This window comes from Streptomyces sp. NPDC031479, assembly GCF_055581065.1.
In genome coordinates this window covers 90943-110208 of the sequence record NZ_JBVIKC010000007.1, presented here as the reverse complement: position 1 = coordinate 110208, position 19266 = coordinate 90943, and the positions used below count along the sequence as shown (strand labels likewise).

Here is a 19266-nt window from a genome sequence, read left to right as displayed (position 1 = left end):
GTACTCCTTCACAGACTCGTCAGGCCGAGATCGGACGGGGTGCGGGGGACGAGCCCGGCGAAACGCTCGCGGGCCTGCTGGTGCTGGAGGTAGAGCAGACCGCCCTTGTGGCGGAAGCCGAGGTCGTCGACGGTCAGTACCCGAGCGCCGACCGTGACTTTGGCCCGGATCGGGTTCAGGTCCGGGTCGAAGGCCTCCTCGGCCACCGTGAACTCAGTGATCCGCACGGGCAGGACCCTGCTGCGCCCGAGCACGAGCACCGTCAGCGGAGCCTCGACGGGCGCGACCTCGATCATCCCGAGGGCGGCCATCCGGTCCTCGCCGAGGAGCTGCGCCACGCTGGGGTGGAGGGCGCTCTCCAGGGCGGCCAGAACCGGGAACAGACCGCCGTGGGCCTCCACCGGATGGGTGTCGGGGGCGTCGAGCTGCTCGGTGGCGTCGAACTCCGCGTCGAACCTGTACGTCTCGTGCGGCGGGCCCTTGAGCCGCTGGGCCTCCAGCCGGTCCCCGGGCTCGGGTCCGATGCCCTGCGGCTGTACGGTGCGGGTCAGCGAATCCGGATTGAACTGGAACGCCACCGTCCGTACGGGGCGGCCCGTGTCCGGATCGAGCAGCACGAATCCGCCGCGGACCACGCGGGGCACTCCGGGGTACCCCGTCATGACCGCCCCCGCCCAGCGCCGCCCGTGGCCGGGCCCGCGCCCGGAGTCGTGCCCGTGCCCGACGATTCCGTTCCCGTAGGCGAGCCCGTACGCGAGCCTGGCGCGAGGGCCGCGTGCACCGACCGGGCGACCGCCCGGCCCGCGTCCCGCGCCCCGCACGGGCCTCCGTGCGGCGCCGGGGCGACCACCACCGACCGGACCCCGGGCGGCATCCACGCCCCCGCCGTACCGGCCGCCGCGCACAGTGCGGCCAGCTCCTCGCGCAGCGCCGCCACGAACGCCTCCCCGTGCCCCGCGAACACCTCACCGCCGCCCGCCCACTGCACGACCAGCCGCTCGATGCGCACCTCCACCCTCATGACGACGCCCCCTCACGGTGTCCGGCAGCCGGATCCGGCCAGGCGAAGTCCCGCTCCCGCACGGGCTGCTGGAGCTTGTGGAACTCCTCCCGCGCCGCGCGCAGGACGAGCGGCATGGTGATCCGGCCCCCGTCCGCCGCGGCGAGGAACGCCGAGTTGAGCGCGATGGTGCGGGCCATGGCCCCGCTCACGTCGAGCCGCGCGAGCCGCTCGTAGTCCAGGCCGTCACGGCCCGGCGCGTGCTCCGGGAAGGCCCTGCGCCAGATCTCCCGGCGCTGCGCAACGTCCGGGAACGGGAACTCGACGACGAACCGGAGCCTGCGCACGAGCGCCGCGTCGAGCGCCGCCCGCATGTTGGTCGCCATGATCGTGAGCCCCCGGTGCGACTCCAGCCGCTGGAGCAGGTAGTCGACCTGGACGTTCGCGTACCGGTCGTGGGCGTCCTTCACCTCGCTGCGCGTGCCCAGCAGCGCCTCGGCCTCGTCCAGGAACAGCACCGCACCGCCCGCCTCGGCCGCGTCGAACAGCCGGCGCAGGTTCTTCTCCGTCTCGCCGATGTACTTGCTCATGACGGCCGACAGGTCCGTGCGGTACAGATCGAGGCCCAGCTCCGCGGCCAGCACCTCGGCCGCCATCGTCTTGCCGGTGCCGCTGGGGCCGGTGAACAGCGCGGTCACGCCGAGGCCGCGGGTGCGCCGCTCGCCGAAACCCCAGGTGTCGTACACCGTTTCCTGCCGTGCCACCTGGTCGGCGATCCGCCGCAGCTGCGCGCCGGCCCGTTCGGGCAGCACGATGTCGTCCCAGCCGGCCTCCGGGCGCAACCGCTGGGCCAGGCCGTCGAGGCGGGGCCGGCCGCGGTCCAGGCAGGCCCGCCAGGCCCGGTCGGCGCCGTTCGCCGCGGCCACCTCCGCGATCTCGGGCAGGTCCAGCGCGAACTGCCGCGCGAGGAGGTCGACGGGGACCGAGCGGGCCTCCGGACCGAGCACGTCCCGCCAGGCCGCGGCGCGCTCCCGCGGGGTGGGCGGGGCGACGTCCACGATCAGGGCGGCGCGCCCGAGGCCGGCGGCCGCGTCCCGGGAACTGAAGAACGCCGGGGCCCCGGTCCGCGAGAGGAAGCGCCCGACGGCCGACGGGTCGTACCCGCCGTACCCGTCGTGGGCGTCGTCGTCCGCGTCCAGGTACAGCGCCACGGGGGTCAGGGCGGCCTCCCGCTCCCACAGCCGTGCCAGCCGGTCGGTGTCCTCCGCCCGCCCGGGCAGCAGCGCGACCGGCAGCCGGTACGCCGTCAGCCCGCGTGAGGCGGCCGCGCCGGCGGCGACCAGCCGCTTGCTGCCCGGCTGCCCTCCGACGAGGTGCACGACCGGCGCCGGGGACAGCTCCCAGGCGTCCGCGCACCGGCCGGCGGCGGCCCGTTGGGAGGCGGGCAGCGCGGCGGGCGACTCGGACGGGAGCGGCGTGACCAGGACGCGCAGCCGTTCGTCGAGGTGGTCCAGGCCCTTGACGTGGTCGACGATCCGCTCGTCGGCGCGGACCGGGCTGGTCACCAGCGCGGAGCCGGCCACGTGGCCGATCTCGACGAGCCCCCAGTACCGCAGCGGGCCGTGCGCGGACAGCGCCTCCCACGAAGGACCGGGCAGGACCGCGAGCGCCAGCCCGAAGGTGGGGTAGGCCATCGCCCCCACCCCGTGCGCCGCCGCGAACAGCGCACCCGTCGAAGGGGACAACTCCTCGGCCAGGCACATCAGCAGCACGTCGCGCTCGAAGCGGCTCAGGCCGAGGCGGCGGGCGAGCGCGACCAGCGGCGGGGCCGGTACCACGGCCTCCGCCTCCGCGATCCGCGCCTCGGCGGCCACCAGCTCCCGGGCGCCCACCTCCCCGGCGGGGCGGGCCGGGAGGGCGGGCGCCGGGCGGCCGGCGTCCGTACGCCCCTCGTCGGTGCGCGGCGGCGCGGCGGCCCGCCGCCGCCACCGGGGCGGCCCGGGGCGCCGCCGCGGGGCCACCGGGCCGGGGGCCGTTTCGAGGGGCGTTCCCGCAGGCCGCAGGGGCGACGGGCCGGGCAGCGCCCGCTCCTGCGCGTGGCGGCGGAGCACCAGGCCCAGCCAGTCCAGGGAGGCGGTCAGGAAGCGCGCGTTGTCGCCGTCGGTCGCGTGCATCAGATCACCGTCAGCCGCTGGGAGGGGTCGTACGCGGGCGGGTTCGCGGCGCGGTCCAGGACGAGGAGGCTGTCGACGCCGTCCACCCGCAGCCGCACCGGGTACCCGCCCGGCCGGGCCCGGCGCAGCGCGAACCGGGCCGTGTGCCCGGAGAACGCGCCGGCCGCGTGGGCGTCGCCGCCCAGCAGCAGGAACACCCGCTGCCCGTCGGCGAACGGCGGATCGGCGTTCACGACCACCTCCGCGTCACCCGCCGCGTCCCGTACGACGGTGGCCGGCAGCGGGCTGGTGATCCGTGGTGCGAGGGCCATGTACCAGGGCCCGACGGGCAGTTCGGCGGGCGGCGTCCCGGCCCGCAGCGCCACCGCGCACACACCCGCGGGCAGCCCCGCGGGCAGGGTGAGGGCCAGCGTGCCGGACGGGCGCGGCGGCCCGCCGGGCCCGGGCGCCGGGACCGGGACGACGAGGGTGGCGTCGGAGCCCAGATGGGTGAGCCGGACGGCGCTCACCCCGCCCAGGTTCGCCCCGCGCAGCTCGACGCGGTCACCCGCACGGGCGGCGGGCTGCCCCCCGGGGCAGACCACGGCGTCGACCCTCGGCGTCGTCGCGCGGACGCCGGTGCCCGCCCGGGGACCGCGGCCGTCGCTGCCGCGGCTGAGGACCGGCACCGGCGTGCGTGCCGGACGCCGGGAATCGATGAGGACCGCCCGCACCTCGAAGGCCGTGGTCAGCCGGTACGGCGTCTGGAAGACGCTCCAGAGGGAGTAGATGTCCTTCTCCTCGAAGGCGTGCCAGGTGATGCGGACGCTGTCCACCTGCCGGGCGACGTCGCTGTACGGGGCGGTCTGCGCCAGCTCCGCGCGGGTCAGCAGGGGCCGGGTGTGCAGCGCCTGGAGGGCGCCGCCGAGCAGCCGGTGCGCCACGAGGTCGTTGCCGTCGGGCACGAAGGGGGTGAGGAGGTAGCGCAGGACCAGGGGCAGCGCGGGCTCCGCGTCCTCGCCGGGGAGCAGGTCCGGCGGCGGTGTGTTGCGCAGCTCCGCGGCCAAGCCGGTCTGGTAGAGGAACAGGTTGACCTGGGCTTCCTGGGCGGTCGGGTTCACCTGGTCCAGGGGCCGGGCCACGGCCGTGGCCCCCGGCAGGACGCCCTTGACGCCGTCGTCCACCAGGGCCCGCAGGGTTTCGGTGACCGCCTCGATGGCCCGCGCGTCACTCATCGGCCACCGCCCGAACGCCGCCGCAGGTAGTCCTCCAGAGGGACGGCCGGCTCACGCGGCGGCCTGCGGACGGAGGGGGCCGGCTCGGCGGCCGAGGACCGAGGCCCCGAGCGGACCTCCAGCCGGCCGATGGTGATGTGGACGGTGGTCTCCCCGGCCTCCGGCCCGGCCGCTGCCCCGTCCGGCTCCCGCCTCCGGCCGGCCCGCGCCTCCCCGTACCCGTGCCCGTATCCGGGTACGGGCACGGGTACGGAGCGCGGTCCGGCCGCGGCGCGGGGTTGCGCGGCCGGAGTCACGGTGCGGCCGGGCCGGCCCGCCACCGGAGTGCCGGCCGCGGCGGGCAGGTCCGGCCCGTCCGGGCGGGGCGCGGCCCCCTCGGAGGCGTCCGACGGGCGGCCGGGTCCGGCGGCGGATGCCCGTGGCGCGGCCTCCTCGCGCCCGGTGGGCACCCCGTGCCCGGGGCGGAGGGCGTCGCCCCGTACGCGTGCACCGGTCACGGGGGCGGCGGGAGCGTACGGGGCCGGGGCGCGGACGGGCTCCGGGGGGACGGCCGGCCCCGGGGCCGTACCGGCCGCCCGGGCGCACGCCGTCGTGGGCGCGTCCGACGGCGGGCGGGCTCCGGCCGCCTCCTCCTCGGAGTCCGCACCGGGCGGCGGCGGGTCGAGCAGCGGAGGCAGGTCGAGGAACGAGGGGATCCGGGGCCGGACCGCCGACGGATCGGGGAGCCCCAGGACGCGGTCGACGAAGTCGCTCATGCCCCGACCGCCTCCAGGTAGAACCGGCGCCGGGCCGCACTGAGCGCGAGGACCTCCTCCTCGCGCCACCCGTACGCACGGGCCAGGGTGTGGACGTCGCCCAGCAGACCCCGAGCGCAGGCGTCGACATCGGCCCACAGGTGCGCCGCGACGTCGAACGGGGCGGCCCAGCCGTGCCCGCAGAGGGCGCAGGTCAGGTCGAGCCGGATGTCCGCCCCCGGATCCACGCCGGGCAGCGCGGCGGCCACGGCGTCGAGCACCTCGTCGCCCAGCGCACCCACGGCCTCCCCGCCCACCGCTTCCCGGTCCACCGCCTCCCCGTCCACCGTGAGCACGCACCGGGCGACCAGACGCCGCCTTGCCCCGGCGCTCGCCGGGCCGGCCGCCTCCACCGCCAGCACGTCCCGGCTCGTCAGCGCCCGGAACCGGACGCGATGCCCGCGGACGGTGACCTCGCCGCCCACCGCCTCCCCGCGAGGGCGCAGGTCCGAGAGCGGCACGGCCACTTCGAGCTCCTCCCCACAGGCGGGACAGTCGGCCAGGGCCTGTACGTCGCCGCGGAAGCACGCGCCCCGCAGCCCCACCAGCAGCGCGTCGCGCGCGCCGAGCGGCAGGTCGCAGACCTCCTCGAAGGAGCGCCCGCCCGCAGCGGCGGCGAGCGCCACCGCGCGCGCCACCCGCCCCTGCCCCAGCCCCTCCTCCCAGCCGCGCAGGAGCCGTTCCTGAGTGAGTACGGCCACCCTCACACCGCCGGGTCGTCGAAGGAGACCTCGGCCGCGGGCGGCAGGGCGATGTCCCGCACCCACCCCTCGTTCTCCAGGCGGATGTGCTGGACGAGCACCGCGTTCGCGTTCGCGTCGAGGTCCGAGAAGGGCTGGTACTCCGACACCCAGCAGTTGAACACGTGGTAGGAGAGCACCTTCTGGCCGGTCTCGTCGTGGACGTCGATGACCAGGTCGCGCCGGAAGTCCTTGAGGGAGGTCTCCCGCCCGCCGGCCGCGTTGGCGTAACTCCAGGTCTTGTTCGCCCACTTCTCGAATTCGAGGGCGTTCACGGTGACCCCGCGTTCGAGGACGATCGGGTCGAACTCCACCCGGCCCGGCAGTTTGGAACTGTTGGTGGGGGCGCCGCCGTCGCGGTGCTTGACCACCTCCACGGTCCGCTTCATCCCGGACACCTTGTGGACTCCGATGAACGGCACGGTGCTGTCGCTGTAACGGACCCGGAAACGGAAGTTCTTGAGCGGGTCGACCCGCGCGGTGGTTGCCATCGTCTCGCTCCTCAGACCTGCAGCTGCCCGGCGAGCTGCTCGATGTGGATGATCACGAACTCGGCCGGTTTGAGCGGTGCGAAGCCGACGACGATGTTGACGATGCCCCGGTCGATGTCGTTCTGCGGGTTGTTCTCGCGGTCGCACTTGACGAGGTAGGCCTCCCGGGCCGTCGCGCCCTGCAGCGCCCCCTGCCGGAACAGGCCGTTCATGAACGCGCCCACGTTCAGCCGGATCGAGGCCCACAGCGGTTCGTCGTTCGGCTCGAAGACCACCCACTGGGTGCCGCGGTAGAGGCTCTCCTCCACGAACAGCGCGAACCGCCGCACCGGCAGGTACTTCCACTCGTCGGCCAGCCGGTCCGCGCCCCGCAGCGTCCGCGCGCCCCACACCAGCGGGCCGAGTACGGGGAAGGAGCGCAGGCAGTTCACCCCGAGCTGGTTGAGCCGGCCGTTCTCCAGGTCGGTCATGGCCAGCGCGGGCCCGGTCACTCCGGCGAGGGAGGCGTCGGTGCCGGCCGGGGCCTTCCACACGCCGCGCTGTACGTCGGTGCGGGCCATGACGCCGGCCACCGTGCCGCACGGCGGGACCGTCGTGGGGACTCCGCCCGCCGCCGGGTCGGGAATGACCAGAGGGGGGAAGTAGACGACGGCGTTCTTCGCCGCGTCGCCCGTCACCGGGGGAGCGGTCATCCCGTTGACGGCGGCCTCGATGCCCGTCCAGGAGGCGGGCGGATCGACGATCAGGATCGCGCGCCGGTCCGCGCACAGGGCCGCGGCGGGTGCCAGTGCGGCCTGCGGGGCCCCGGGCAGGCAGAGCAGGTTGAAGATGTCGGTCTTCAGGAGCTGGTACAGGCCCGTCTTCGCGGCCTGCCCGGTCGTGCCGCCCTGGTAGTCGGACAGGCCGGGCGCGGAGCCGTCCGCACCGCCCCCGGCCTTCGTGTGGCGGGCGGGCTTGGCCTCGTCGAAGGGGTCCTGGCTGGGGTCGGCCGGGGTGATCGCCTCGTGCGCGGCGGGGACCGCGTCGAGGACCGGGTTCGTGGCCGGCACGGTGAGGAGGGCGGACGAACTCAGGGCCTTGTCGAGGGAGTTGGCGTCGTCGGGATGGGAGCTGATGTTGAGGTGGCGCTCGACCGCGCCCGTCCCCCTGTCGAGGACCGTGAGGTTGTACAGGGTCCGGGGGGCGCCGGCCGCGGGCGTCTCGCTGGTGTCGTGGTCGACCCGCGCGTACAGGGAGTCCCCCCACAGGCCCTCGCCGCGCGCGACGAGCGTGACCGGGCGCGGACCCGCGAGGACGAGGGTGGAGGCCTTGGCGTTCTTCGTGTCGTCGCCGTCCCCGGTGTGGACCAGCCGGACGATCTCCGCCTCGCTCCCGCCGTTGGCGTAGTACTGGTAGACGGCGTACCCGAGCGGACTGCGCGGGACGACCCCGCCGAACAGCCGCTGGTAGTCGGCGAAGCTGGTGATGTGCACCGGCCGGTCGGTCGGGCCGCGCACGGCTGCCCCGGCGAAGGCGGTCACGGACGTCGGCACCCCGGTGATGGTGTGCACGGCGCTCTTGACCTCGTTGATGTACACACCCGGGAAGGTGGGGCTGACGGGCACGGCCGGTCCCCTCTCACTGTCGGCTGACCCGCAGTCTGCCGACCGTGCGTGACCGGACCGTCACCGGAGCGTCACGGCGCGTGAGATCGGGTGCGGGCGGTCGCGGAGTGGGGGGTGCGGGTGGCCGCGGAGTGGGGAAACGCCGCGGTCCCGGACCTCCGTGGGTCCGGGACCGCGGCGGACGCCGACGGCGCGGGTCAGCGCTTGAAGATGTCCTTCATCTTCTCCTTGGCCTGGCGGGCGTCGCCCTTCGCCTTCTCGGCGCGGCCCTCGGCCGTGAGGCGCTCGTTGCCCACCGCGCGACCCGCCGTCTCCTCGACCTTGCCCTTGGCCTGCTCGGCCTTCGCGCGGCCCTTCTCCTGGTTCGACACAGTTGATCACTCCCTGGGGGGACGGGAACACCGTACGTCCCGCGTCTGACCGGGATCGCGGCGCGCAAACGTCAGCCGGACCGGTCGTCAGGATGCCTTCGCGGACGGGCGGGCGGCGTGGGTGGGGGTGGGGGTGTCGGTCAGGGCGGCCGTGAGCGCGGCGTGGTCGGCGAGGGTCAGGTCCGCGTAGGCCAGCGCGAAGCGGGCGACGGCCCGGTCGAAGACGTCCCCGGTGCCCAGGTAGCCCGCGATCGCGATCCGGTCACCGGTCCGGGCGTGGGCGCGGGCCAGGGTCCGGCCGCACAGCGCCGCGTACTCCTGCAGCAGCACGGGGTCCATGGCGGCGACGTCGGCGGAACCCTTCATGTCGCGCAGCTGGCGCCAGTAGAAGTGCCGGCCCCCCGGACCGGTGGCCCAGCCGAGGAAGATGTCCGTCGCCGCCTGCATCAGCCGCTGCCCGGCCACCACCCGGTGGCCCGCGTGCCGTTGCGCGGACGCCCCGGCGTGGGGCTCCAGTACGGACGGACCGGCCTCCTTGATCTGGAGGAACAGCGGGTCTCCGGCGTCCCGGCCGGTGAGCAGCACCACGAAGCAGCGGGTTCCGACGCTGCCGACGCCCACCACCTTCCGTGCCACGTCCACCACCGCGAACCGGTCCAGCAGCAGGCGCCGCTCTTCCGGCAGGGACTCCCGGTAGTCGAGGAACACGTTCCGCACGGTCGTGGAGTCCAGATCGTCCACCGGTTCCAGGAAGGGGGGTTCGTAGCGGATCCGGGGCTGCCCGTCCACGACGTCCGTCAGCTTGTCCAGGGCCTGCAGACTGGTGCGGCGGCGGGCGCGTTCCAGTCCGGCCGCGATCCTTTCGCGGTGCCGGCGCCGCACCAGGGGCAGCGCCTGCGCGGTGTCCACCCGCTCGTACCAGACGGCGAGTTCCCCGAGCCCGGCGAGGCGGCGCATGTTCCGCCGGTAGGCGGCGGCGGACGCCTCGGCGGCGGTCAGCGCGGCCGCGTCGTCGTGGCCGTTCGCGCGGGCGGCCACGGCCACGCTCGCCGCCAGCCGTTTGACGTCCCACTCGAAGGGTCCGGGGAGCGTCTCGTCGAAGTCGTTCAGGTCGAAGAGCTGGGCGCGTTCGGGCGAGGCGTACAACCCGAAGTTCAGCAGGTGGGCGTCCCCGCACAGCTGCACCCGCAGGCCGCTGTCCGCCGTCGTCGCCAGGTCGGCGGCCATCACGGCCGCCGCGCCGCGCAGGAACGGGAAGGGGCCCGCCGCCATCCGGGCGTACCGCACGGGCAGCAGTTCCGGCAGCCGGCCGGCGCCCTGCGCCGCGAGCACGGCGACCGGGTCCGGCCGCTCGTCCGCCGTCGGGACCCGGTCGTGCGCCGAACGCGGCAGCCGCTTGCGCTGCGCGCGGCCGTGCCGGGTCCGGTCGTCGGGGGAAGCGGACAGCTCCATCCCCCACTCATATCACCGGGTCCGGCCCTCCGCCGATCGGGCGACCGTTCGGTGCGCCGTACGGATGTACGGGGCCCGGCGGCGCAGGGTCGAGGTCGGTGCCGCGCTCGGTGCGCGGCACGTCAGCCGTGGAGATGGGGAGGCGCAGATGCGCATGTTCAGGAGGATCGCGTGGGCGGGGCCGGCGGCGGCCGCCGCGGTCACCCTCTTCGCCGGGAACGCGCTGGCGACGTCGTCGCCGGCCGAGGGGCTCGTGGTCAGCACGTCCGGGCTCAAGGTCAGGGCCCACGCGAACACGCACTCCCACGTGGTCGGCGTGCTCGACCCCTGGCAGAAGGTCCGGCTCTCCTGCCAGGCCGAGGGCGCCTGGGTGGAGGGCAACGACATCTGGTACCGGCTGCACGGCAAGCCGGGCTGGGTATCGGCCCGCTACGTGCACAACTACACCCGCGTCCCCTGGTGCTGAGCCAGACCCGCCCCTGAATCCGCCGGGGCGGTCACGGGGCCGGGCCGCGCGGTGGTGACCGGCGGGTTCCGGCCAGGGCAGTGGCGCGTGGTGCGGGCGGGGCTGGTGCGGGGAGTCCCCTCGGCCGATACTGCGCCGGGCAGGGTGCCCGATCACTGAGGGGGACCGACCATGCCGATCCGCACGTTCCGTACCGGCCCGCGCACACCGCGCCGCGGGGGCCGCGTGGCCGTGACCGCGGCCGTACTGGCCGCGCTGGCGGGCGCCCTCGCGCCCGCCCCCGCCCAGGCGGCGCCGGCCTGCGGAGCCGCGCAGGCCCCGGCGCCCGTCGAGGTGGCCCGGATGCCCGACTGGGTCGAGTCGATCGCCGTGGACGGACACGGGCGGATGTTCGCCACCGCGTACTACACCGGCCGGGTCTACCGCATCGACGCCCCCGGCGGCACCCCCGTCGCGCTCACCGGTGACATCGGAGCCAACGGCGGGATCGTGGTCCGGGGCAACGGCCGGCTGCTCGTCGGGACGGGCAACGACCTCGCGCACTCCCTGACCGGCGGCCTCCTGCCGGTGTCGAAGCTGCTGCTGGTGGATCCGGATTCCGGCGCGGTGAGCACGTACGCCTCGGGCCTGGGCGGCATCGACGGCGTCGCCCTCGCGCCCGACGGCACCGTGTACACCACCACCCTGGGCGCCCGGACCATCGGCCGCGTCACCCCGGACGGGCGCGTCGACCCCGCCTGGGCCCGGGTGGGGCAGCCCAACGGGATCGCCGTGTCCCCGGACGGCTCCGAGGTCTACGTGGTCCAGACGACGGTCGCCCCCGGCCTGTACCGGATCCCCGTGGGCGACCCGGCGCACCCGCGACGGTGGCTCTCCACCGAGCCCTGGGACGCCCTGGCCCTGCCCGACGGGCTCACCCTCGACGGCCGCGGGCGCCCGCTGATCGCCACCCACGTGTCGGGACAGATCTGGCGGGCCGAGGGCGCGTCCCTGTGCGCCGTGGAGTCGGGCCTGCACCTGTCCACCCAGATCACCTACGGGCACGGCGACCGGGGCTTCTCGGCGGGCAGGCTCTACCGGGCGGGTGTGGACGGCCGGATCGACGAGGTGCCCGCGGGCGCCGACCCGTCCGGCCGCTAGGCCGACTGGTGGGCCGGGGGTGCGCGCCTGTGCGGTCACGAGGCGCGGCCGTAGCGGACGTTCCCGCTCCAGATCCGTTCCAGCCGTACGCGGGTCCCCGGTCTGGGGGCGTGCCAGATCTTGTCGTCGCCGGCGTAGATGCCGACGTGGCCCATGGTGGAGCCGTCGGGGAAGAACACCAGGTCCCCCGGCACCCGTTGGTCCCGGCTGATGTGATCGGTGTGTTCGTACTGCTGCTCCGCGGTGCGGGGCAGCGTCCGGCCCGCCTGCCGGAAGGAATAGAGCGTCAGGCCGGAGCAGTCGAAGCGCGCGGGCCCGGTCGCGCCGTGCGCGTACGGGGCGCCCTCCTTGGAGGCGGCCACGACCACGGCCCTGGCGCCGTAGGAGGGAACGGCGCCGGCCGGCGAGGCGGGGCCGGCGACGCCGGAGGCGGTCAGGAGCATGAGCAGCGCGAGGGCGCGGGGGAGGCGGGATCCTGGAATGCGGCGAACGGGCCGGTGCGACTTTCGGCAACTACGCGAGACGGTCCTGGATACGGACATCGGGATACCTCCGCGTTCGGATGCGGGCAACGGTCGGTCGGATACCTGCGACGGTCCTGCTTTCGGTGACATGGGTCCCTGGGTCCCTGGGGTCTGACGGCCGCCCAGTTTTCTCCGATGGCACACGCGTTTCACTTCCCGGGCACACTCCGGGTTGTATCGGTTCTGCAAAATATCCGCGAAGCAATGGAAAAATTCTCGCGCATTGGCGTGTTGCCGGTTTCGCCGCGCGCTCGCGGGCGCATGGGCACGGCCGTTCGTGATAACGGAGGACTCGTTGAGGGCACGAGGACGGCTGGTCCGTTCCGGCCTGGCGCGGACGGAATGCACAAACTCCCGCTTCTCGCAGTGGTGTTCGATCGAAACGCCTGCCGGAGCCGTCGGCGGCGCGGGTGCTCGAACTGACCGGCGCCGCCCCGCGGGCGGCCCTGTCCCCCCGCTCGGCGTTCCCGAAATCGCCTTCCCGCCTTGGAGTTCGTCCACTTCGCGACACCCCCGCCGAGGCGCCGTGCGCGGGGCGCGCGGCCGGCCGCCGCACGCACCGCGCCGGGCCCCGGGGCGGACGTCCCGGGCATCGGTGTCGGACTCACCCCGGGGCAGATCCGGATCGTGCTCGCGGTGGAGGCGGAGTGGGCGTGCGGTCAGCTCCAGCAGGGGCAGGGCGTCGGCCGGGGCGTGAACGCCCGGTCCGCGTCCGGCTCCCCGGCCACCCGGCCGGCGGGCGGGAGCAGGGTGAAGTCGGCCCCCGGGTCGACCTCGTCGAAGGAGGCGAACAGGTGCGTGCGCGGGAACCAGTCGCCGAACGGCTCCGGCGAGGCGCCTATGCCGATGAACTGGCTGCCGGTCGCCACCGCCGCCCGCACGTCCCACGGCCCGTCACCCACGCAGACCACCCGGTCGAAGGCGCCGCCGGCCCGCTCGACGGACTGGTGGACGGCCTCGCGGACCAGGTGCTCCCGGAAGGCGTGCTCATTCGCGGTCACCACCGGTCCGGTCACCTCCAGGGGAGCCAGCTTGGCCTCGGTGACCTCCCGCATCGCGCCGGTCGCGAAGGCCACCGCGTACCCGGGGTCCGCGTCCAGCGCCCGCAGGAACGCGGCGGCCCCGGGGGTCTGCTCGACGCCCTCCCGGGCCGTCGCGGCCGTGAAGTGCTCGTGGAGCAGGCCGGAGAACCGCTTGGTCTCGGCCTCGCCGGGAAGCCGGCCCGTGTTCCGGCGGAACACCTCGCGGAAGATCCACGAGTCCGTGTGGTGGGTGTAGCCGCCCCAGTTCGAGTCGATCTCCGTGAGCCCGCTCTCACGGAGTGCCGCGACGAACGCGGCCACGTGGGCCGGGACGCTGCGCAGCAGTGTGCCGTCGATGTCGAAGACGATCAGGGTGGTCATGTCCTGCTCCCTCGGTCGAACGTAGTGAAGATCCGAAAGAGTAGGGGAAGGGGCTGGACACGCCGTCCAGGGGGACTGGGCACGCCGCCCGTACGTGAGCCCGGTGAGCCCGGTGAGCCCGGTGAGCCCGGTGGGCCCGCTGCGACCGGGGAGGTCGGACGGGTCCGGGAGTCCAGCGGTGCGTATGGCCTGAAATACACTGTTCCGGTGACTGACACCCCCATGCCCCCCTGCCCCGAGTGCTCCGGTTCCTACGCCTACGAGATGGGCGCGCTCCTCGTCTGCCCCGAATGCGGTCACGAGTGGCCGGCCGCCTCCGACGACGGCGCCGCGGCGCCCGCCGAGCGGGTGATCAAGGACGCGGTCGGCAACGTACTGGCCGACGGCGACACCGTGACGGTCGTCAAGGGGCTCAAGGTCAAGGGCAGCCCGAGCGGGATCAAGGCGGGTACCAAGGTGCGCAACATCCGCCTCGTCGACGGCGTCGACGGCCACGACATCGACTGCAAGGTCGACGGGTTCGGCGCGATGCAGCTCAAGTCCAGCGTGGTCCGCAAGGTCTGACCGCCGCCCCGGCCCGCTCTTGCCCGCCCGGCCGGCCCCCGGCCGTCCGGCACGTGTGAAGGCCCCGCCACCGGGAACACGAGGGCCGAGACCGGCGAACGGCGGCGGCTCGCGCCGCCCTTCGCCGCCGACCGGAGGAGCGGGGTTCACGTGACCGAACATGTGTGGAGCTACAAGTCGACCGCGGGCCGCCCGGCGGACGCCGACCTGATCGGCTACAGGGTGGAGGCGACCGACGGAAGCGTGGGCAAGGTCGCCAAGCACTCCGACGACACAGGTGACGCCTACCTGGTCGTGGACACCGGGACGTGGATCTTCGGGAAGGAGGTCCTGCTGCCGGCGAGCACCGTCGTGAGCGTCGACACCGCCGAGCGCAAGGTCTTCGTCGACCGGACCCGGGGCCAGATCAAGAACGCCCCCACCTTCCACCGCGACACCCACCTGGCCGACCCCGCCTACCGCGAACGGCTGGGCACCTACTACGGCAACGGCGTCCACGGCACCGGCGGCCCCTTCGGCGGCCGCGTGCTCTGACCGGCGCACCGCCCGCGTAAGGCCCGGCCGCCCGCGCACGGCCCGTCCGGAGGTCAGTCGAGCGCCGGGTGGACCTCCGGGTGGGCGTTCCACCAGGCCTGGTGGAAGGCGTTGTTGCCGACGTCGGCCACGTAGGAGCGGGCCGCCGCCCGGTAGAGGAGTTCCGCCTGCCGGGCCGACAGCGCGGCCCGGTTCCAGGCGAGGCGGATCCGGCCGGTGACGGGGTCCCCGACGAGCGGGCGCATCACCGTCCCCGCGGCCGCCGGGGCCGTCGGCTGGCTCAGGGACACGGCCCGGCCCGCGGCGATCAGGTCGTAGTGCATCTTCCGGTCGGTGATCCGGTAGCGCAGCAGCGGGCTGAACCCGGCCTCGGCGCAGGCGGCCACCAGGGCCTCCGGGCCCCCGTCGTCGTCCTCCACCAGCGTCATCCACGGCTCGTCGGCCAGGTCCGTCAGGTCGATGTGGTCCAGGGCCGCCAGCGGGTGCTGCGCCGAGAGCCGGATGCAGAACGGCTCCTTCGCGATCAGGGTCCGGGCCAGGACCCCCTCGGGAAGCGGCACCTCGTGCTCGTTGACCTCCCCGTACACGATCGCGTCGTAGCGCCCGGCGCCCAGCATCCGGGCCAGGGCCGTCACCGAGTCCTCCAGGTCCACGGTGATCTCCCGCCCGGACATGGCCAGGTCGGTCCGGGCGAGGAGCCCGTCGAGCAGGACCAGCAGGATGCAGCCGAGCCGCAGCGGCGCGCCGGGGGCCAGCGCGCGCGCCTCCGCGCCGAGCGCGTCCATCTCGCTGAGCACCCGGCGCGCCCTGGTCAGCACGAACTGGCCGAGGGCGGTGGGCTCCACGCCGTTCCTGCCGCGTACGAACAGCTCTCCGCCGGTGACCGCCTCGATCCGGCGCAGCTGCGCCGAGAGCGCGGGCTGTGACACCCCGAGCCGCCGCGCCGCGGCGCCCAGGCTGCCCGCCTCGGCGATCCGGCAGACGGCTTGCAGATGTCTCAACTCCAGCTGCATCCCGGCAGGTTACGCAGGGGGCCGCCACGGCACCATAACCCGGACCTTATGCCGTCCGGGATGTCCCAATCTCGTCATGTCCACATCCATACTCGGCGGCGAACGAGCACTCACCCCCCACGAACGGAGTGGACGTTGCACCCCACCAGATGGACGGCGAGCGTGGCGGCGATGGCGCTGACCGCGAGCCTCGCCGGAGCCCTCAGCGGGACGGCCTCGGCCGCCCAGCGGGAACGGACCGGACCGGCCGACCGGGAAACACCCGCCGCGCGCGCGGTCGCCGCCGCCGACCGGGCCGTGGCCAGCGGCCTGGACACCCTGGTCAACTCCGCCCAGGAACGGTACGAACGGCGCCTGGTCACGCCCTGGCTGAAGGACCTCTACTCGGTCGCCTACGAGCGCAGCTACCGCGGACTGCCGGTCGTCGGCGGCGACGCCGTCGTCCTCGCGGACGGCGCGGGCAAGGTCCGCGCCCTGCAGTCCGCCTCCTCCGTCCGCATCGACGTCGCGACCGGCCCCGCGGTCGCGGCGAAGGACGCCGAGTCCACGGCCCGCGGCAGGCTCGTCACGGTCGACAGGACCGAGAACAGCCGCCTCGTGGTCCGCCTCAAGGACGACAAGCCGGTCCTGGCCTGGGAGACCGTCCTGACCGGCCGCACCCGGACCGCACCCAGCCGGCTCCACGTCTTCGTGGACGCCCGCACCGGATCCGTCGTCGACTCCTACGACGACGTGGTCGCCGGCACCGGCAACAGCAAGTGGAACGGCCCCGGCCCGGTGACCATCGACACCACCGGCTCGGGCGGCACGTACACCCTGCGCGACCCCAACCGCGCCGGCCTCAGCTGCGCGGACTACGGCTCGGGCAGCGTCTTCTCGAAGTCCTCCGACGCCTGGGGCACCGGCAACCCCACGTCCAGGGAAACCGGCTGCGTGGACCTGATGTTCGCCGCGCAGAAGCAGTGGGACATGCTGGGCCAGTGGCTGGGCCGCAACGGCGTCAGCGGCAACGGCCGCAGCTTCCCCGGCAAGGTGGGCCTCGGCGACCTCAACGCCTACTGGGACGGCAGCTCGGTCACCATCGGCCACAACAGTGCCAACGAGTGGATCGCCGGCGTGGACGTGGTCGCCCACGAGTACGGGCACGCCATCGACAGCAACACCCCCGGTGGCACCAGCGGTCAGGAAGCCGGGCTCGGAGAGGGCACCGGCGACATCTTCGGCGCGCTGACCGAGGCGTACGTCAACGAACCGTCCCCGTACGACACCCCCGACTACACCGTCGGCGAGGTCATCAACCTCCAGGGCCGGGGACCGATCCGCAACATGTACGACCCGCCGGCCGTCAACAACGACCCGGCCTGCTACAGCTCCGCGATACCGGGCACCGAGGTGCACGCGGCCGCCGGCCCGCTCAACCACTGGTTCTACCTGCTGGCCGAGGGCACCAACCCCGGCGGCGGCAAGCCCGCCAGCAGCACCTGCAACCAGAGCACCCTCACCGGCGTCGGAATCCAGAACGCCGGCAAGATCTTCTACGGCGGCATGCTGCTCAAGACCAGCGGCATGTCGTACAAGAAGTACCGTACGGCCACGCTCGGCTCGGCGAAGTCCCTCGACACCACCTGCACCCTGTTCACCAGGACCAAGGCCGCCTGGGACGCCATCAGCGTCCCCGCCCAGGCCGGTGACCCCACCTGCACCCCGAGCGGCCAGAACGGCGACTTCACCCTGACCCTGGACCCGTCCTCGGGCACCGTCCGGCAGGGCGCCTCCGTCACCACCCGGGTGAACACCGCCACCTCCACCGGCGGCGCCCAGCAGGTCACCCTCAGCGCGAGCGGTCTCCCGGCCGGGGTGAACGCCTCCTTCGACCCGGCGACCGTGCAGTCGGGCCAGTCCTCCGTGCTGACCCTGACCGCCACCGCCAACGCCGCGCCCGGCGCCTCCACCGTCGTCGTCAAGGGCCAGGGCACCGGCACCTCCCACACCGTCGACTACGTACTGAACGTCGGCGGCACCACCCCCGGCACCGACCCGCCGGACATCGACGTCGCCGCCGTACGGGCCCACCTGGCCCAGCTGGGCACCATCGCCTCCCAGAACGGCGGCAACCGGCGCGCCGGCAGCGGCGGCCACACCCAGTCCCTGGCCTACATCAAGGGGAAGCTGACGGCCGCGGGCTACACCGTCACCGAGCAGAACTGCACCTCCTGCACCTACCCCTCCGCCAACCTCATCGCCGACTGGCCCGGCGGCCCCGACGACCAGACCCTCGTGTTCGGCGCCCACCTCGACAGCGTCTCCGCCGGCCCCGGCATCAACGACAACGGCTCGGGCTCCGCGACCCTGCTGGAGAACGCCCTCGTCCTCGCCCAGAAGAACCCGGCGATGACCAAGCACGTCCGCTTCGCCTGGTGGACGGACGAGGAACAGGGCCTCAACGGCTCCAAGTTCTACGTCAACCAGCTCGGCAGCGCCCAACGCGCCGCCATCAAGGGCTACTACAACTTCGACATGGTCGGCTCGCCCAACGGCGGCTACTTCATCAACAACGTCAACTCCACCGCCGCCGCCCCGCTGAAGGCGTACTGGACCTCCCTGGGCCTGGCCCCCGAGGAGAACACCGAGGGCCAGGGCCGCAGCGACGACTACTCCTTCCAGCAGGCCGGCATCCCCACCTCCGGCTACGCGGCCGGTGCCAGCGCCCGCAAGACCGCCGCCCAGGCCACCAAGTGGGGCGGTACCGCGAACGCCGCCTACGACTCCTGCTACCACAGCGCCTGCGACACCACCGGCAACATCAGTGCCACCGTCCTCGACCGCAGCGCCGACGGCGTCGCGTACACCGTGTGGAAGCAGGCCGTCGGCGGCCAGACCCCCGCACAGGACTTCTCCCTCGCCACCAGCCCCGCGGCCGGCAGCGCGGCCCCCGGCGGCTCCGCCACCACCACCGTGGGCACCACCACCGTCAGCGGCGCGGCCCAGACCGTGGCCCTGACCGTCTCCGGTGCCCCGGCCGGCGTGAGCGCCACCCTCAGCCCGTCCTCGGTGCAGTCCGGCGACTCCTCCACCCTGTCCGTCCAGGTCGCCGCGAACACCACTCCCGGCACGTACACCCTGACCGTCACCGGATCAGGCACCGCCACCCACACCACCACCTACACGCTCACCGTCAGCGGCGGTGGCGGCACCTGCACCCCGGCCCAGGTCGTCACCAACGGCGGGTTCGAGAACGGCAGCAGCCCCTGGAACGCCACCACGGGCGTCATCACCGACCAGGCCGGCGAGGTCCCGCACTCCGGCGTCTCCATGGCGTGGCTCAACGGCTGGGGCTCCTCCCACACCGACAGCGCCGCCCAGTCCCTGACGATCCCGGCCGGCTGCTCCTCGTACCGGCTCTCGTTCTTCCTGCACATCGACACCGACGAGACCGAGAACGTGGTCTACGACCGCTTCACCGTGTCGGTCGGCGGCCAGACCCTGGAGACCCTCTCCAACGTCGACGCGAACACCGGCTACGCGGAGAAGTCGTACGACCTCTCCCGGTTCGCCGGGCAGACCGTCACCCTGCAGTTCCTCGGCACGGAGGACCAGTCGCTCCAGACCTCCTACGTCGTCGACGACGTCACCCTCCGGGTGGGCTGAACCCCGCCCGCACCCGACGGGCCCGCCCGGCCGCCCCCGCACGGGGGAAGGCCGGGCGGGCCCTGCCCGGGGCTGCCGTCCCGGGCCCGCGGTGGGACCCTGAAACGGGGGCCGGACCGAGCAAGGCGGGGCGG

At 74.2% G+C, this 19266-nt stretch carries 18 protein-coding genes; 5 read left to right on the top strand and 13 right to left on the bottom strand.

Going from position 1 to position 19266, the window contains the following annotated elements:
- Positions 1 to 8: 8 nt before the first annotated feature.
- From ACZ5D2_RS10885 to ACZ5D2_RS10840, 10 genes are all read right to left on the bottom strand, one after another.
- Positions 9 to 662, bottom strand: coding sequence for a hypothetical protein (locus tag ACZ5D2_RS10885; protein WP_468928666.1), 654 nt, complete (start codon positions 660 to 662; stop codon positions 9 to 11).
- Entirely contained in the window at positions 659 to 1021 is a 363-nt protein-coding gene (locus ACZ5D2_RS10880) for a hypothetical protein (protein WP_371680464.1), read from the bottom strand. The genes ACZ5D2_RS10885 and ACZ5D2_RS10880 overlap by 4 nt, the downstream gene beginning before the upstream one ends.
- Complete coding sequence (locus ACZ5D2_RS10875; RefSeq protein ID WP_468928664.1) at positions 1018 to 3174, bottom strand: AAA family ATPase; 2157 nt, start codon at positions 3172 to 3174, stop codon at positions 1018 to 1020. The genes ACZ5D2_RS10880 and ACZ5D2_RS10875 overlap by 4 nt, the downstream gene beginning before the upstream one ends.
- Positions 3174 to 4388, bottom strand: a complete 1215-nt coding sequence (locus ACZ5D2_RS10870; protein ID WP_468928662.1) for a Pvc16 family protein — start codon at positions 4386 to 4388, stop codon at positions 3174 to 3176. The genes ACZ5D2_RS10875 and ACZ5D2_RS10870 overlap by 1 nt, the downstream gene beginning before the upstream one ends.
- Entirely contained in the window at positions 4385 to 5143 is a 759-nt protein-coding gene (locus ACZ5D2_RS10865; RefSeq protein WP_371680467.1) for a hypothetical protein, read from the bottom strand. The genes ACZ5D2_RS10870 and ACZ5D2_RS10865 overlap by 4 nt, the downstream gene beginning before the upstream one ends.
- Positions 5140 to 5883 (bottom strand): T4 family baseplate hub assembly chaperone, encoded by a 744-nt coding sequence (locus ACZ5D2_RS10860; RefSeq protein ID WP_371680468.1) that lies wholly within the window; start codon positions 5881 to 5883, stop codon positions 5140 to 5142. The genes ACZ5D2_RS10865 and ACZ5D2_RS10860 overlap by 4 nt, the downstream gene beginning before the upstream one ends.
- Positions 5884 to 5885: 2 nt before the next feature.
- Positions 5886 to 6413 carry a phage tail protein gene (locus ACZ5D2_RS10855; protein ID WP_030230030.1) on the bottom strand — a complete coding sequence of 176 codons (528 nt, stop codon included), beginning with the start codon at positions 6411 to 6413 and terminating at the stop codon, positions 5886 to 5888.
- An 11-nt stretch (positions 6414 to 6424) separates the two neighbouring features.
- On the bottom strand, positions 6425 to 8017 hold the full coding sequence (locus ACZ5D2_RS10850) for a phage tail sheath family protein (protein WP_468928659.1): 1593 nt from the start codon (positions 8015 to 8017) through the stop codon (positions 6425 to 6427).
- Positions 8018 to 8214: 197 nt separating this feature from the next.
- Positions 8215 to 8388, bottom strand: coding sequence for a CsbD family protein (locus ACZ5D2_RS10845; protein WP_266846015.1), 174 nt, complete (start codon positions 8386 to 8388; stop codon positions 8215 to 8217).
- Between the two features lie 87 nt (positions 8389 to 8475).
- Positions 8476 to 9840, bottom strand: a complete 1365-nt coding sequence (locus ACZ5D2_RS10840; RefSeq protein ID WP_371680471.1) for a DUF2252 domain-containing protein — start codon at positions 9838 to 9840, stop codon at positions 8476 to 8478.
- Between the two features lie 148 nt (positions 9841 to 9988).
- Between ACZ5D2_RS10840 and ACZ5D2_RS10835 the strand changes: the two genes are divergently transcribed.
- On the top strand, positions 9989 to 10306 hold the full coding sequence (locus tag ACZ5D2_RS10835) for an SH3 domain-containing protein (RefSeq protein WP_371680472.1): 318 nt from the start codon (positions 9989 to 9991) through the stop codon (positions 10304 to 10306).
- Between the two features lie 171 nt (positions 10307 to 10477).
- Entirely contained in the window at positions 10478 to 11446 is a 969-nt protein-coding gene (locus tag ACZ5D2_RS10830; protein ID WP_468928656.1) for an SMP-30/gluconolactonase/LRE family protein, read from the top strand.
- Between the two features lie 35 nt (positions 11447 to 11481).
- Here ACZ5D2_RS10830 and ACZ5D2_RS10825 read toward each other — a convergent pair whose 3' ends face one another.
- Positions 11482 to 11889, bottom strand: a complete 408-nt coding sequence (locus ACZ5D2_RS10825; RefSeq protein ID WP_371681385.1) for a C40 family peptidase — start codon at positions 11887 to 11889, stop codon at positions 11482 to 11484.
- A 740-nt stretch (positions 11890 to 12629) separates the two neighbouring features.
- Positions 12630 to 13373: an HAD family hydrolase gene (locus tag ACZ5D2_RS10820; RefSeq protein ID WP_371680474.1), complete on the bottom strand. Its 744-nt coding sequence runs from the start codon at positions 13371 to 13373 to the stop codon at positions 12630 to 12632.
- Between the two features lie 222 nt (positions 13374 to 13595).
- On the opposite strand from ACZ5D2_RS10820, the gene ACZ5D2_RS10815 reads away from it, so the two are divergent.
- A complete protein-coding gene (locus ACZ5D2_RS10815) occupies positions 13596 to 13937 on the top strand; it encodes a zinc ribbon domain-containing protein YjdM (protein WP_371681386.1) in 342 nt (113 codons plus the stop codon).
- A gap of 150 nt (positions 13938 to 14087) precedes the next feature.
- On the top strand, positions 14088 to 14471 hold the full coding sequence (locus ACZ5D2_RS10810; protein ID WP_468928653.1) for a PRC-barrel domain-containing protein: 384 nt from the start codon (positions 14088 to 14090) through the stop codon (positions 14469 to 14471).
- Between the two features lie 53 nt (positions 14472 to 14524).
- Here ACZ5D2_RS10810 and ACZ5D2_RS10805 read toward each other — a convergent pair whose 3' ends face one another.
- Positions 14525 to 15484 carry a LysR family transcriptional regulator gene (locus ACZ5D2_RS10805; protein ID WP_371680476.1) on the bottom strand — a complete coding sequence of 320 codons (960 nt, stop codon included), beginning with the start codon at positions 15482 to 15484 and terminating at the stop codon, positions 14525 to 14527.
- 171 nt (positions 15485 to 15655) lie between these two features.
- Here ACZ5D2_RS10805 and ACZ5D2_RS10800 point away from each other — a divergent pair, with 171 nt between their 5' ends.
- On the top strand, positions 15656 to 19132 hold the full coding sequence (locus ACZ5D2_RS10800) for a M28 family peptidase (protein WP_468928763.1): 3477 nt from the start codon (positions 15656 to 15658) through the stop codon (positions 19130 to 19132).
- Positions 19133 to 19266 lie beyond the last annotated feature (134 nt).